Origin of the sequence: Pseudomonas sp. FJ2-5-13 (genome assembly GCF_029201605.1) — a bacterium.
GTDB classification, from domain to species: domain Bacteria; phylum Pseudomonadota; class Gammaproteobacteria; order Pseudomonadales; family Pseudomonadaceae; genus Aquipseudomonas; species Aquipseudomonas lactis.
Genome location: NZ_CP104045.1, coordinates 4,184,037 through 4,198,397, shown reverse-complemented (window position 1 = coordinate 4,198,397; position 14,361 = coordinate 4,184,037). Strand labels below are relative to the sequence as shown.

The 14,361-nt window shown below is 62.2% G+C and carries 13 protein-coding genes and 1 pseudogene; 4 read left to right on the top strand and 10 right to left on the bottom strand.

Annotated features, from left to right (window positions below; translation table 11 throughout):
* The first annotated feature begins 407 nt into the window (after positions 1-407).
* Together N2A98_RS18435 and N2A98_RS18430 are read left to right on the top strand one after the other, a co-directional pair.
* On the top strand, positions 408-1,343 hold the full coding sequence (locus tag N2A98_RS18435; protein ID WP_003192887.1) for a chemotaxis protein CheV: 936 nt from the start codon (positions 408-410) through the stop codon (positions 1,341-1,343).
* A 38-nt stretch (positions 1,344-1,381) separates the two neighbouring features.
* A complete protein-coding gene (locus tag N2A98_RS18430; protein WP_275622479.1) occupies positions 1,382-2,188 on the top strand; it encodes an MOSC domain-containing protein in 807 nt (268 codons plus the stop codon).
* A 50-nt stretch (positions 2,189-2,238) separates the two neighbouring features.
* On the opposite strand, the gene N2A98_RS18425 is transcribed toward N2A98_RS18430, so the two are convergent.
* From N2A98_RS18425 to N2A98_RS18385, 9 genes and pseudogenes are all read right to left on the bottom strand, one after another.
* The gene (locus tag N2A98_RS18425; protein WP_003192883.1) at positions 2,239-2,523 is read right to left on the bottom strand and encodes a pyrimidine/purine nucleoside phosphorylase; all 285 of its coding nucleotides are present in this window, start codon (positions 2,521-2,523) and stop codon (positions 2,239-2,241) included.
* Positions 2,524-2,561: 38 nt separating this feature from the next.
* Positions 2,562-2,651 (bottom strand): annotated as a pseudogene (locus N2A98_RS18420) (outer membrane lipoprotein carrier protein LolA); the annotation flags it as partial.
* A 62-nt stretch (positions 2,652-2,713) separates the two neighbouring features.
* Positions 2,714-3,256 carry an exonuclease domain-containing protein gene (locus N2A98_RS18415; RefSeq protein WP_044272462.1) on the bottom strand — a complete coding sequence of 181 codons (543 nt, stop codon included), beginning with the start codon at positions 3,254-3,256 and terminating at the stop codon, positions 2,714-2,716.
* A 75-nt stretch (positions 3,257-3,331) separates the two neighbouring features.
* The gene (locus N2A98_RS18410) at positions 3,332-5,215 is read right to left on the bottom strand and encodes an acetyl/propionyl/methylcrotonyl-CoA carboxylase subunit alpha (RefSeq protein ID WP_275622478.1); all 1,884 of its coding nucleotides are present in this window, start codon (positions 5,213-5,215) and stop codon (positions 3,332-3,334) included.
* A gap of 111 nt (positions 5,216-5,326) precedes the next feature.
* Positions 5,327-6,088, bottom strand: coding sequence for an enoyl-CoA hydratase-related protein (locus N2A98_RS18405; protein ID WP_047711488.1), 762 nt, complete (start codon positions 6,086-6,088; stop codon positions 5,327-5,329).
* Positions 6,085-7,242 (bottom strand): citronellyl-CoA dehydrogenase, encoded by a 1,158-nt coding sequence (gene atuD, locus N2A98_RS18400; RefSeq protein WP_275622477.1) that lies wholly within the window; start codon positions 7,240-7,242, stop codon positions 6,085-6,087. Before atuD ends, N2A98_RS18405 begins: the two co-directional genes overlap by 4 nt.
* A 17-nt stretch (positions 7,243-7,259) precedes the next feature.
* A complete protein-coding gene (gene atuC, locus N2A98_RS18395; RefSeq protein ID WP_275622476.1) occupies positions 7,260-8,876 on the bottom strand; it encodes a geranyl-CoA carboxylase subunit beta in 1,617 nt (538 codons plus the stop codon).
* A gap of 4 nt (positions 8,877-8,880) precedes the next feature.
* Positions 8,881-9,753, bottom strand: coding sequence for an SDR family oxidoreductase (locus N2A98_RS18390; RefSeq protein WP_069558723.1), 873 nt, complete (start codon positions 9,751-9,753; stop codon positions 8,881-8,883).
* Positions 9,754-9,765: 12 nt separating this feature from the next.
* Positions 9,766-11,544, bottom strand: a complete 1,779-nt coding sequence (locus tag N2A98_RS18385; protein WP_275622475.1) for an acyclic terpene utilization AtuA family protein — start codon at positions 11,542-11,544, stop codon at positions 9,766-9,768.
* A gap of 153 nt (positions 11,545-11,697) precedes the next feature.
* Here N2A98_RS18385 and N2A98_RS18380 point away from each other — a divergent pair, with 153 nt between their 5' ends.
* Together N2A98_RS18380 and N2A98_RS18375 are read left to right on the top strand one after the other, a co-directional pair.
* On the top strand, positions 11,698-12,321 hold the full coding sequence (locus N2A98_RS18380; protein ID WP_044274936.1) for a TetR/AcrR family transcriptional regulator: 624 nt from the start codon (positions 11,698-11,700) through the stop codon (positions 12,319-12,321).
* Positions 12,322-12,413: 92 nt separating this feature from the next.
* Entirely contained in the window at positions 12,414-13,202 is a 789-nt protein-coding gene (locus tag N2A98_RS18375) for a transporter substrate-binding domain-containing protein (protein ID WP_044274935.1), read from the top strand.
* Positions 13,203-13,718: 516 nt separating this feature from the next.
* Here N2A98_RS18375 and N2A98_RS18370 read toward each other — a convergent pair.
* Complete coding sequence (locus tag N2A98_RS18370; RefSeq protein WP_003192867.1) at positions 13,719-14,270, bottom strand: RNA polymerase factor sigma-70; 552 nt, start codon at positions 14,268-14,270, stop codon at positions 13,719-13,721.
* Between the last annotated feature and the right edge of the window lie 91 nt (positions 14,271-14,361).

The following is a 14,361-nucleotide window of genomic DNA, read 5'->3' as shown; positions in this document are numbered from 1 at the left end:
GCCTTTAGCCGCTGTTATGCGAGATGACGCAACTTCAGTTGCCGATACGTGAGTGCCTGAAAGGCCCGTAGACCAAGGGCTTGGGTTGGCAAACAAAAGCCTGACTCCATTCATGCAATGAGAATGGCGTCACATTAATGGCTATTAGATATCGCGAATATCAGGTTGGGCCCGATTGCGCATAGGGGAATCCCTTACAAGGCGGAACCGCGCCCCGATTCGAGTGTCGTGCGGGGTCGGTGTAAGCGTTCTGAAGGGTGAATGCAGTAAAGCATGATGTCAGTGTGACATCAATGTGTTTGCGTGGCATTTTAACAGGGTCAAGGTTTGGCGCTTGCCGCCGATAACCGCCTATACGAACCGCACACCCCTTCAGCGCACACCTGCGTGTACACCAGGAGCTTTCAATGGCCGGCATTCTCGACACGGTAGATCAACGCACGCAATTGGTGGGTGAGAATCGCCTGGAAATTCTCATGTTCCGCCTCTTCGGACGGCAATTGTTCGCGATCAACGTGTTCAAGGTGCAGGAAGTGCTGCAACTGCCCAAACTGACCCTGATGCCCCAGCGCCATCCCTTTGTTTGCGGCGTGGTCAACCTGCGTGGCCAGACCCTGCCGGTGATCGACCTGTCCCAGGCGATCGGCATGCGGCCTTTGGTGCCTGGCCCTAACAGCACCATTATCGTCACCGAGTACAACCGCTCGGTGCAGGCGTTCCTGGTGGGCGGCGTGGACCGCATCGTCAACATGAACTGGGAAGCCATCCTGCCGCCGCCGACCAGCGCCGGTCGCCAGCACTACCTCACGGCCATCAGCAAGGTCGATGAGCAACTGGTGGAAATCATCGACGTGGAAAAAGTCCTCGCCGAGATCGTGCCCTACAACGCCAAGGTCTCCCGGGACAAACTTGAAGACCCGGTGCTGGAGCGTGCCCGTGGTCGCGAAGTACTGCTGGTGGATGATTCCAACGTGGCCTTGTCGCAGTTGCGTGACACCCTGGGCCAGTTGGGCGTGAAGATGCACATTGCCAGCGACGGCCTCAAGGCTCTGAACATGCTCAAGGCCTGGGCCGACAGCGGCCAGGTGATGACCGACAAACTGCTGATGATCTTCACCGACGCCGAAATGCCCGAGATGGATGGCTACCGTCTCACCACCGAGATCCGCAACGACCCGCGCCTGCGTGGCCTCTATGTGGTGATGCACACGTCGCTGTCGGGCAGCTTCAACGACTCGATGGTCAAGAAGGTCGGCTGCGACAATTTCCTCTCCAAATTCCAGCCGGACAAGCTGGTGGACGTGGTGCGTCAGCGTCTGATGTTGGACGAAATGCCCGCCTGACTTTAGGATGACACTTTGTTTCCTAGGAAGGCAGGCCCATGCTGCGTCTCAGCGCGTTGTACCGTTACCCCTTGAAGTCCGGCAAGGCCCAAGCCTTGCAGCAGATTGGCCTGGATACACTCGGGTTGGACGGGGATCGACGCTGGATGCTGGTGGATGAAGCCAGCGGGCGGTTCCTGACGCAACGGGCGGTGGCGAAGATGAGCCAGCTCTCGGCGTTGTGGAACAGCAGCGGGGGCTTGACCCTGAGTTCGCCGGGCTACGCGCCGTTGGACGTGGCATTGCCGGGCAGCGCCAGCGAACTGCGCGGTGTGACCATCTGGCGTGACACCCTGCGCGTGCCGGATGCTGGCGATGAGGCTGCGGCCTGGGTCAGCGAGTTCATCGGCAAGCCGACGCGCCTGGTGCAACTGCCCCTGGAACGTGCGCGCACCACCGAAGCCGGGTATGGCAAGGATGACGACAAGGTCGGCTTCGCTGACGGCTACCCGTTGCTGTTGATCGGCCAGGGCTCCCTCGACGACCTGTGTACGAAGATCGGCCGCCCGATGGAGATGCTGCGTTTTCGTCCCAACCTCGTCATCGAAGGCGCCGAGGCCTTCGCCGAAGATGGCTGGAAGCGCGTGCGCATCGGCGACGTTGAATTTCGGGTGGTCAAGCCGTGCTCGCGGTGCATCCTCACCACCATCGACCCCCAGACCGGCGAACGCAGCCCCGACCGCGAGCCCTTCGCCACGCTGGAAACCTACCGCAAGACCGAAAAGGGCGCGATGTTCGGCCAGAACCTGGTCAACGATGGCGTTGGTCGCCTGGAAGTCGGCATGTCGGTAACGGTGCTGGAATAAAAAAAGCCCGTCTCGTGGGAGACGGGCTTTTTGTGTGTGGCGGGTATTGCTTAGCCGCGGTATTCACACAGGTAGGCAGTGTCCACCGCAACCTTCAACTGGAACTTGCTGTTGGCCGGGACGTGGAACTGGCTGCCGGCGGCGAAGGTTTCCCAGTCGCTGCTCTCAGGCAGCTTCACGGTCAGGGCGCCGGACACCACGTGCATGATTTCGCGTTGGGCGGTGCCGAATTCGTATTCACCCGGAGCCATCACGCCGATGGTCGCTGGCCCTTCTGCGGTGCCGAAAGCGATCGACTTGACGGTGCCGTCGAAGTACTCGTTGACTTTGAACATGGGTGAATCCTCGGAAAAAGGTCAAGGCTTACGCCAACCACTGTAGGAGCGAGCTTGCTCGCGAAAAACCTGAGAACACCGCGTTTAACCCGAGGCGCTGCGTTTTCGTTGGCGATCTTCGCGAGCAAGCTCGCTCCTACAGGGCAGCAGGAAAATGGTTGGCCAGTATGCCCAAGGCTGCAAGCGCTGCCTAGACTGGCAAAATCAAGGGCAGCAGGCGCGCGGTATTGCGTGCATCCTCCAGGGCGCGATGCTGCTGGCCATTGAATTGCATCCCGGCCAATTGCAGCGCCCCATTGAGCCCCAGCGGTTTTTCCAGACGCCGGGCCTTGGCAAAGCGTTGCTTGAGGTTCACATGCGGGGTGTCGCCCAGGGCGCTGGCGAGACCATGGCGCTGCCACTCCAGCTCAAGCTGCACGCGGTCATAATCCCCCCAACTGGCCCAGCCTTCCAGGCGTGGCTGATGTTGGCCCAGCCAGCGCTCGAACAGCGGCCATACCTCGGTGATCGGCGCGGCCATGTCGATATTGGCCTGGGTGATATGGGTGAGTTTGCGGCAAAAGGGCGTCAGCAATGGCCGCCGCAAGGGCCGCACAAAGCGCTGGAAGTGGTCCAGTTCGCGGCCCTGGCGGTTGACCAGGCTGGCGCCGATCTCGATGACTTCCATCTCCGTCACGGGCCAGCCGCCGTCATCCGTTGTGGCTTCAAGGTCAATAATCAGCCAATGAGGCATGGTGCAGGTTCCCGTACTCGTCCCTTCCTGATGGGGATAGAGCGTAGCCCGGCCCTGTAGTTCCGCCTAGGGGCGTTATTGGATCTCGAGCAAAACCTGGCGGTTGCGCACCTGATCGCCCGTCACGACGCGCAGTTCCTTGACCGTGCCATCGATACCGGCCTTCAACGGGTGCTCCATTTTCATCGCTTCAAGCACCAGCAAAAGCTGGCCTTTGCTGACGTTTTCACCGACGCACACCCGTATATCGACGATGGCGCCGTCCATGGGGGCCTGGACCGTGCCGCTGCTGGCATCGGCCGGGCGGCTGGCAACTTGCTGGGTGCGGTCGGTGACGGTCAGCCCTGGCAGCCACAGCCGGTTGCCGTCCAGGTGATAGGCGATGCGGCGGCGAACCCCTTTGATGACGAAGGTGGCGTGGCGACCGTCGGTGGTGAGTGGCAGGTCGTCAATGGTCACGCTATGGAGTTGGCCGTTGATCTCCAGGCGGTATGTCACCGGGGCACTCGCCGTGTTGCGCCAGCGTGCGAGGGGGTGTGAGTGCTGGTTGGCGCTGTGTTGATAAAACAGCGCGGCGGCCAGCTTGAGCTGTTCAGCGGTCGCCGTCTGCTGTGGGATGACGCTGAAGTGTTCGGCGATCAAGCCCGTGCTGAAGTCGCCGGCGATAAAGTCCGGGTGCTTGAGCAGGTCGATGAGCAAGCGCTGATTGGTCGCCACGCCGAGTAACACTGTGTCTTCCACGGCGCGCAGCAATTTCCGCCGGGCTTCTTCGCGGCTGGCGCCGTGGGCGATGATCTTGCCCAGCATCGGGTCGTAGAACGGGCTGATGGTTTGGCCTTCACGCAAGCCATGGTCGATGCGCACGCCGGGGGCGGGTTCCCAACGCAACACGTCACCGGTTTGCGGCAGGAAGCCCTGGGCCGGGTCTTCGGCGTACAGGCGCACTTCCATGGCGTGGCCGGTCAGGGTCACCTGTGATTGGGTGAGTGGCAGCGCTTGCCCAGCGGCGATCTGCAACTGCCAGTCCACCAGGTCGAGGCCGGTGATCATCTCGGTGACGGGATGCTCCACTTGAAGGCGCGTGTTCATTTCCAGGAAATAGAACTGGCCGTTGCGGTCGAGCAGAAACTCCACGGTGCCGGCACCCACATAGTTGACCGCCCGCCCGGCCTTGAGCGCGGCTTCGCCCATGGCCTGGCGCAGTTCGGGCGTCATCACGGGGCAGGGCGCTTCTTCGATGACTTTTTGATGGCGGCGCTGGATCGAACAGTCGCGCTCGCCGAGGTAGATGAGGTTGCCATGGCGGTCGCCGAACAGTTGCACTTCCACGTGGCGCGGGTCGATCAGCGCCTGTTCGAGGATCAGTTCGTCGCTGCCGAACGCATTCATGGCTTCCGAGCGTGCGGTGCGCAGTTGCTCCAGCAACTGTTCGCGCTGGTGCACCAGGCGCATGCCACGCCCACCGCCACCGGCGCTGGCCTTGATCATCAGCGGGAAGCCGATGCGCTCGGCTTCCTGCTGCAAGGTGGCGTCATCCTGGGCACTGCCCTGGTAGCCGGCGATGCAGGGCACGCCGGCGTCGAGCATGGCGAGTTTGGACAGGCGTTTGCTGCCCATCAGTTCGATGGCTTCGACGCTGGGGCCGATGAAGGTGAGAGTGGCCTGCTGGCAGGCGCGGGCGAAGTCGGGGTTTTCGGAGAGGAAGCCGTAGCCGGGGTGGATGGCGTCGGCGCCGGTCAGTTGGGCGGCGGTGAGGATGGCCTGTGTGTTCAGGTAGGACTGGTGTACGGGCGCCGGGCCGATGTACACGGCTTCGTCGGCCATCTGTACGTGCAGGGCATCGGAATCCGCGTCGCTGTAGACGGCCACGGTGCGATAGCCCAGGGCCTGGGCGGTGTGCTGGATGCGGCAGGCGATTTCGCCGCGGTTGGCGATCAGGATCTTGGTGAATGCGGGCATTGGGTTATCCCTTGGCTGATGGGGTGTTTGTTCTGGCCTCTTCGCGAGCAAGCCCGCTCCCACAGGTTGGAATGCATTTCAAATGTGGGAGCGGGCTTGCTCGCGAAGGCGTCATTTGCACCACCGAGGCTTTCGCTTCTGGACAAACGCCTGCGTCCCCTCAACCCCTTCCTCACTCCTCACCGCCTCGGCAAACCACTGCGCCCCGCGATCCAGCACGGTCTCAAGCGGCTCATCCACACTGGCCAACAACAAGGCCTTGGTCCGCGCATTCGCCCCCGGCGCACACTGCAACACCTGCCCCAATACCTCATCCACCCGCTGCGCCAATGCCTGCGAGTCGTGCTCGACAAAATGCACCACGCCCAACCGCCCAGCCTCCACCCCATCAAACCGAGCCGCCGTCAGCGCCAGGCGCCGCGCGTGGGTAAGGCCAATACGCTTGACCACAAACGGCGCAATCTGCGCCGGCAGCAACCCCAGGCGGGTCTCGGGCAAGCCGAACTGCGCCTGGCCCGCTGCAATCGCAATATCACTCACGCACGCCAGCCCGAACCCACCGCCCAGCACCGCGCCTTGCAGCACCACGATCACCACTTGCGCCAGCGCCTGAACCTCTTGCAGCAAGGTGCCAAACGCACGGTTCAATGCTTGCAACTGCCCCCCGGCGCCGGCCAGATCCTTCACATCGGCCCCCGCGCAAAAATGCCCGCCCGCGCCGCTGATCACCACGGCACGCACCTGGCTGTCCAACTGAGCCAGTACCGCACGCAGTTCATTGACCATTTCAAGGCTCATCGCATTGCGGCATTCGGGGCGGTTGAGGGTGATGTGCAGCACGCCGTTATGGGCTTCGAGCAGCAAGGTATTCATGGCTTTTTACCGGGCAGGGTGCCCATCAGTTTGCAGATGATGCCCAGCATGATTTCGTCGGCACCGCCGCCAATCGACACCAGGCGCACGTCGCGATAGGCGCGGGCCACCGGGTTGTCCCACATGAAACCCATGCCGCCCCAATATTGCAGGCAACTGTCGCTGACCTCACGGCCCAGCCGCCCGGCCTTGAGCTTGGCCATGGAGGCCAGCCGCGTGACGTCCTGGCCCTTGATGTACTGCTCGGTGGCCTGGTAGACCAAGGCGCGCAGGCATTCGATTTCGCTGGCCAGTTCCGCCAGGCGGAAGTGGATCACCTGGTTATCAATGAGCGCTTTGCCGAAGGTCTGGCGCTCTTTGCAGTATTCGATGGTGCTGTCGATGCAGTGCTCCAGGCCCTTGATCATATTGGCCGCGCCGAACAGGCGTTCTTCCTGGAACTGCAACATCTGCATCATGAAGCCCGCGCCCTCGTGGCCGATGCGGTTGCGTTGCGGCACGCGCACGCCATCGAAAAACACCTGGGCGGTCTCGGAGCTGTGCATGCCGAGTTTTTCCAACGGCGGGCTGACGCTGATGCCGGGGCTGTTCATCGGCACCATGATCAGCGACTTGTTGATATGCGGTTTGTCGTCGGACGTGTTGGCCAGCAGGCAGATGAAGTCGGCGCTGGGCGAATTGGTGATCCACATCTTGCTGCCGTTGATCACATAGTCGTCGCCCTCCTTGCGCGCATGGGTCTTGAGCCCGGCCACGTCGGAGCCGGCACCGGTTTCCGAGACGCCGATGCAGCCGACCTGTTCGCCGCTGATGGCTGGGCGCAGGAATTCCTCGCGCAGTTCATCGGAGCCGAAGCGCGCCAAGGCAGGGGTGCACATGTCGGTCTGCACGCCGATGGACATGGGGATGCCGCCGCAGCGGATGGTGCCGAACTCTTCGGCGGCGACGATGGAATAGCTGTAGTCCAGGCCCATGCCGCCGAATTTTTCCGGTTTGGAAATGCCCAGCAGGCCGAGGTCGCCGGCTTTGCGGAAGATCTCGTGAATGGGAAAACGCCCGGCTTTTTCCCATTCATCCACGTGCGGGTTGATCTCGCGGTCGACGAAGGCGCGCACGGTGCGGCGCAGTTCCTGGTGTTCCTGGGTGAAGATCATTCTTATTGTTCTCCTGATTAGAAGCGCGCCACACCAAAGCTGTTCGGTTGCAGTTGCCGCCGTTCGGCTTCGTGACAGATATCCAGCAAAAAACCGAGCAAGGTGCGGGTGTCCCGTGGATCAATCAGCCCGTCGTCCCACAGGTTGGCGCTGCCGTAAAGGGCGGTGGACTGGCTGTCGAGTTTCTGCGCGGTGACCTGTTCGAGCATGTCGAGCACCTTGGGGTCGGGCACCAGGCCGTCCTTGAGTTGCTTGGCCTCGGTGACAATGCGCAGCACTTTGCCGGCCTGTGCGCCGCCCATCACCGCGGTGCGGCTGTTGGGCCAGGCGAAGATAAAGCGCGGGTCCAGGCCGCGGCCGCACATCGCGTAGTTGCCAGCACCGTAGGAGCCACCGACCACGATAGTGAGTTTAGGCACACGGGCGTTGGCCACTGCCTGGATCATCTTCGCACCGTGTTTGATCACCCCTTGCTGTTCCGACTCGGTGCCCACCATGAAACCGGTGGTGTTGTGCAAAAACAGCAGCGGCGTGCGGCTCTGGTCGCACAGCTGGATAAACTGCGCGGCTTTGCTCGCGCCCTTCGGCGTGATGGGGCCGTTATTGCCAATCACCCCCACGGCGCGCCCCTGGATGTGCAAATGGGCGCAGACAGTGTGGGGGTCGAACTCACCCTTGAATTCCAGCAGGTTGGAAGCGTCGGCCAGGCGCGCCAGGATTTCGCGCACGTCATAGGGCTTTTTCGGGTCATCGGGGATCAGCCCCAACAGCTCTTCAATCGGGTACAGCGGTTCGCGATAGGCGCGTTGGGGGGCCTGCGGCAAGCGGTCATTCCAGGGCAGCAGGCCCACAATCTCACGCACGATACGCACGCCATCGGCATCGTCCTGGGCCAGGTACTCAGCGGTGCCGGCGGTTTGCGCGTGCATCTGCGCGCCACCCAGTTCTTCATCGGTGGCGATTTCGCCAGTGGCGGCCTTGAGCAACGGTGGCCCGGCGAGGAACAGCTTGGCCTTGCCGCGCACCACCACCACGTAATCCGACAGGCCCGGCTGATACGCACCGCCGGCCGTGGCCGAACCATGCACCACGGTAATCTGCGGCAAGCCCATGGCCGACATGCGCGCCTGGTTGGCAAAGCTGCGTGCGCCTTCGACGAAAATCTCGGCGGCGTAGTTGAGGTTGGCGCCGCCGCTTTCGGCGAGGGTCACCACCGGCAATTTGTTCTCCATGGCGATCTGTTGCAGGCGCAGGGATTTCTTCAGCCCGGAAGGGGAAATGGTGCCGCCCTTGATCGCGCTGTTATTGGCCACCACCAGCATGCGCACGCCGCTGACATAGCCGATACCGGCGATCAGCCCGCCACCGGCGGCGCTGCCGTCCTTGTCGTCGTGGAGTTTGTAGCCGGCCAGGCTGGCCAGTTCCAGGAACGGCGCGCCGGGGTCCAGCAGCAGGTTGAGGCGCTCACGGGGCAGCAATTGGCCGCGCTTGTCGAACTTGGGCTTGGCTTCCTGGGCCTTGGCCAGCAGGGTGTGTTCCAGCTGGCGCAACTGGGTGATGGACGCCAGCATGGCTTCGCGGTTTTGCGCGAACGCTGGGCTGTTGGGGTCGATCAGGGTTTCAATGGTTGGCATGGCGTTATTGCTCCGCCTTGAGCACATCCGGCAGGTAGGCTCGGTGGAACCCATTGAACGGCTTGCTCGGTGCCTGCGCTTTGTGCAGCGGCCATGCGCGGCTGCCCAGGCTCGCGGCGCCGTCGATGCGCAGGGTGCTGCCGCTGATAAAGGCCGCAGCCGGGCTGAGCAGGAAGACGATGGCCGCGCTGACTTCCGACTCGGTGCCGATGCGCTTGAGCGGCACATGCTCACGCAGGGTGGGAATCACCGCCTTGAACGCGCCTTCGTAAGTGTCCATGCCGCTGGAGGCGATCCAGCCAGGCGCCACGGCGTTGACGCGCACCCCGGCATAGCCCCACTCAAACGCGGCGGTCTTGGTGAAGTTGTCCATGCCGGAGCGCGCCGCGCCGGAGTGGCCCATGCCGGGCATGCCGCCCCACATGTCGGCGAGCATGTTGACGATTGCGCCGCCGTGCTTGCTCATCGACTGGTTGAACACCTCCCGGGCCATCAGGAAACCGCCCACCAGGTTGGTGCGCAGTACGGTTTCAAAGCCCTTTTGATTGATCGCGGCCAGTGGCGACGGGTATTGGCCGCCGGCGTTATTCACCAGGCCATGAATGGGGCCGTGGTCGTGCAGAACTTGCGTGACCAGTGCCTTCACCGCCTCTTCATCGCGGATATCACAGGCCTGCCAATGGGCGAGGCCACCGTCTTCGGTAATTTCCTGGGCTACCTGCTGCAACTTGTCCGGCTTGCGCCCCACCAGGATCACGCGGGCGCCCAGGGCCGCCAGTTCATGGGCGGTGCAGCGGCCAATGCCACTGCCGCCACCGGTGACGATCAGGGTGTGCCCCTGGAACAGGTCGGCTTTGAAGATCGAATCGAAGGCCACGGCGACAGTCCTTTAGCTGAGTTGGTCGGCAATGTGCTGCGGTACGGCGATGGGGATTTCCAGCAGTTGCTGGGCGAAGGCCTTGCCCTGGGGGTCGATGCGCAGGCTGGCGATGCCGCCACCGCCCAAGGCGTTTTCCAGCAGGAAGTTGAGGCTGTGGCTGCCGGGCAAGTACCAGCGTTCGACGCGGCCATGGATCGGGTCGAGCACGTGGTCCATCCAGTCGACGATCACCTCCGGGGTCAGGGCTTCGGCGATCCACGGCAGGTAGTCGGGGTGGCGGGCGATCACCCCGATATTGCTGTGGTTGCCCTTGTCACCGGAGCGCGCCACGGCGAGTTTGACCAGCGGCACGCTGGCGTCGGCACGGCCCTGGGGCTTGGCCGGCTCGATGGGCGCGGCCGGCGTGAGCAGGGGCGCGCAGGCGGGCAACTCAACGGCATGGCGTTGTCCCTGGTAATCGATGGAAACACTGCAGCATGATTTGTCGATCAGGAACGAAAACAGCCGGATCAGCGGGTACACCGTCGGCCGCCCGCCGACAATGCCGGTCAGGCCCGGCGCCATGCCGGTGGCCGCCTGGGCGATCTCGCGGGCGAACAGCACCAGCGCCTGCTTACTCGGGTGCCGCACCGCCAGCTTCACCACCACTTCACGGCAATCCACACGCCGGGCATGGGCGCCGTAGGTGGCTTCGCTGCCCAGCAGTTCGATGTTGACGTCGGTGTAGGGGGGCCAGCCGCGCTGGCTGAACAGCTCTGATGTTTTGTTGATGAGCGCCTGGCTGACCCGCTCGGCCTTGGCTACCGCGTCGATGCCGGCGATCAGGCAGCTGGCGGTACAGCGAAAGCCATCGGGGTAGGTGGCGCTGACCTTGTACTGGTCGGTGGGTGGCAGGCCCTTGGCGCCGTGCAGGCGCACCGCGTGTTTGCCTTGTTGCTGCAGTTTGACCTGGCTGAAATCGCAGATCACGTCCGGCAGCACATAGGCGCGCGGGTCACCGATTTCATACAGCAGTTGTTCGGACACGCTGAGTTCGCTGATCAGGCCGCCGCTGCCCTCGACCTTGTTCACCGTGAACTGGCCGTCGGCGCTGACTTCGACGATGGGGAAGCCGATGTGTTCGTAGTCGGGCACGTCACGCCAGTCGGTGAAGTTACCGCCGGTGCACTGCGCGCCGCACTCGATGATATGCCCGGCCAGGGCGGCCTGGGCCAGGTGATCGTAGTCCTGCCACGACCAGTTGAATTCATGCACCAGTGCCGCGCTGACCACTGCGCTGTCGACCACGCGGCCGGTGATGACAATATCGGCGCCGAGCCCCAAAGCCTGGGCAATGCCCGGTGCGCCGAGGTAGGCATTGGCGGACACGCACAGGGGCGGCAGTGGGGCACCGTTGAACATGTCGGTGACAGGCGGCAGCTGTTTGAGTTGAGGGTGCAGGTCATCGCCGAGCAACACGGCGATTTTCAGCGGGATGTGCGCGTTATCGCAGGCCGCTTGCAGGGCGGCGGCGCAGGCTTGGGGGTTGATGCCGCCGGCGTTGCTGATCACCCGAATGCCCTGACGCTGGATATCCGCCAGCAAGGGCGTGAGCACCTCGACAAAATCCGTGGCGTAGCCGGCCTTGGGGTCTTTCAGGCGGGCACCGGCGAGGATCGACATGGTGACTTCCGCCAGGTAATCGAACACCAGGTAATCCAGGGCGCCGCCCTGCACCAATTGGGCGGCGGCGGTGCAGGTGTCGCCCCAGAAGGCGCTGGCGCAGCCGATACGTACCGTCTTGCTCATGAGAAATCCTTCCTCCAAGGGCTGGCGTCGAGACTACCAAGCAAGCGCTTGGTTTGTAAACTCCAGTCACAAGTTTTACCCAAGCGCTTGCTTGGGTGGCAGTCACGGCCTAAATTGCCGGCCAAGACGACAGTAGACGTGAAGGAGAGCAGCATGGATGAGCACAAAGCCCTGGGGGTGATGCGCACCATGGTCGACGCAGGCCAATTGACCGACCCCGAGAGCGCCCGCGGCAAGTTGCTGCAAACCGCGGCTCATCTGTTTCGCAACAAGGGGTTCGAGCGCACCACCGTGCGAGATCTGGCCGGCGCCGTGGGCATCCAGTCCGGCAGCATCTTTCATCACTTCAAGAGCAAGGATGAGATCTTGCGTGCGGTGATGGAGGAAACCATCCACTACAACACCGCGATGATGCGCGCTTCACTGGAGGAGGCGAACACGGTGCGCGAACGCGTACTGGCGCTGATCCGCTGCGAGTTGCAGTCGATCATGGGCGGCAGTGGCGAGGCCATGGCGGTGCTGGTCTACGAATGGCGCTCGCTGTCGGCCGAAGGCCAGGCGCACGTGCTGGCCCTGCGTGACGTGTATGAGCAGATCTGGTTGCAGGTGCTGGGCGAGGCCAAGGCCGCTGGCTACATCCGGGGCGATGTGTTTATCACCCGGCGCTTCCTCACCGGCGCTTTGTCATGGACCACCACCTGGTTTCGCGCCCAAGGCAGCATGACCCTTGAAGAGTTGGCCGAAGAGGCCTTGTTGATGGTGCTGAAGGCGGACTGAAGCGCAAGCCATTAATTTGCTGGCGAAAGTTGTCTCCCCCGGTAAAAACGCCTAGCTTATCGGCATTGAACTCTTCAACGGTGTGTGCCTCGATGTTTTCGCCATGGCGGCTGGCTGCAGGACTTACTTTATGGGCACTGGGCACCGCCGCGTGGACGCAGGCCGGTGCCGCGCAGTTGGTGAGAGTCGGCGCGGCGCACTTTCCGCCCTACACCGTGCGCCCCGAGCAAGGGGCCGACACCGGGTTGTTGCCGCAATTGGTCGAAGCGTTGAACGCTGCGCAAACCGATTACCAGTTTGTGGTGGTGCCTACCTCGATCCCCCGACGTTTTCGCGACTTCGAGCAAGGCCGGGTCGACATGGCGATCTTCGAAAACCCGGCCTGGGGTTGGCAGAATATTGCCCATACCAGTGTTGATATGGGGCTCGAAGATGCGGAAATTTTTGTCGCTCAGCGTCAGCCCGGGCGCGACCAGAGTTATTTTTCTGACCTTACCGGTAAACGTCTGGCGGTGTTCAGTGGGTATCACTATGCCTTTGCTGACTTCAATCCTGATCCCAAGAACATGGCCGAGCGTTTCAATGCGACTTTGACGTACTCCCATGACAGTAATCTGCTGATGGTTGCTCGTGGGCGTGCGGATATTGCGTTGGTGACCCGTTCGTACCTGAGTGATTTCATGGTGCGTAACGCGGACATGGCGGGGAAGTTTTTGGTGTCGGAGCGTATTGACCAGGTGTATCACCACTATGCGTTGCTGCGGCCAAAGGCACCGATCACCGGGCCGGCGTTTGCCGGGTTGCTCAAGGGGCTGCGTGATAATGGCCAGATGTTGAAGATTTTCGAGCCGTATCGAATTGATGTGATGCCACTGCCTTGAAATCTCAGTAAATAAAAGCCTTCGGGGCCAGTGGGATCAACTGTGGGAGCTGGCTTGCCTGCGATGACGGCCTGAAAGGCGACACCTATCTACCTGACACCCCGCGATCCAATTGTGGGAGCGGGCTTGCTCGCGAAGGCGGCCTGGCAGGTAACACAGTTGGATGGTGTACATATCCATTGCTGCGGTAACGGCCGCTTAGGGTTCCGCCCTGACGGCGGCTCACTTTCGAAAAGCGCGAAAGTAAGCAAAGCGCTCTTGCCCCACCACTCGGCACCTCGCTTAGGCTCGGTGTGCCCGAACGCAGGCTTGAATCCGTGGGCCGCCGCCACGCGCCATCCATGGCGCGGGGCGGCTAACCCGGCGTCCTGCCGGGTTACCCACGAATTCAAGCCTGCGTTCGGCCAGCGTGGTTTAACGGGGCGCCTAAGATCAAGATCAAAAGCAGATCAAAAGCGGCTCGCTTCGCATCGTGGTTACCGTTGGAAGCTGCCGCCCATACATTCCTCGCTGTGCTCAAACCCGCCGCGCAAACGTATCGCTATGGCTACCCGACACCTTGCGGCAATGCACCAGCGCGTCGCGAATCATGAAGTTCACCAGCGTCGGCGACACCCCAAGCTCCTTGGCGATGTCTTTTTGCGGCACGCCATGCAGGCGATACATCTCGAACGCGTAGCGGGTGCGCTGTGGCAACTCCGTCAGGGCGTCGGCGATGTTTTCCAAGGTGTTGAAATTGATGTGCGAGGTTTCCGGTGAAGCGCCGTGAATAACCACATTCAAGCCTTCCTCTTCGGTCCCGGAGTATTTGAGCTCCAGGGCCTGCTTGCGGTAGTGATCGATCGCCAAGTTGCGCACGATCTGGAACAGATAACTCAGTTGGGCCTTGAACGATGAGGTGATAGTCGGTGCCGACTGCAGCCGAAAATAGGCGTCTTGCACCACGTCTTCGGCGCGGGAGCGGCACCCGGTGATGCGGGCCGCGATCTTCACCAGGATCAGCCGATTGTCGACGAACGCCTGAAGAAGGGGTGAATCGCACCTGCCTGTGGATACTGGTTCCGTCATGGAAATCACCTTGTTGCTAATAGGTTAGGGGAGGGCATCCCTGCTGAGGCCTCCTACACATCGGGCAACAAATTATGCTGAATGATAATGA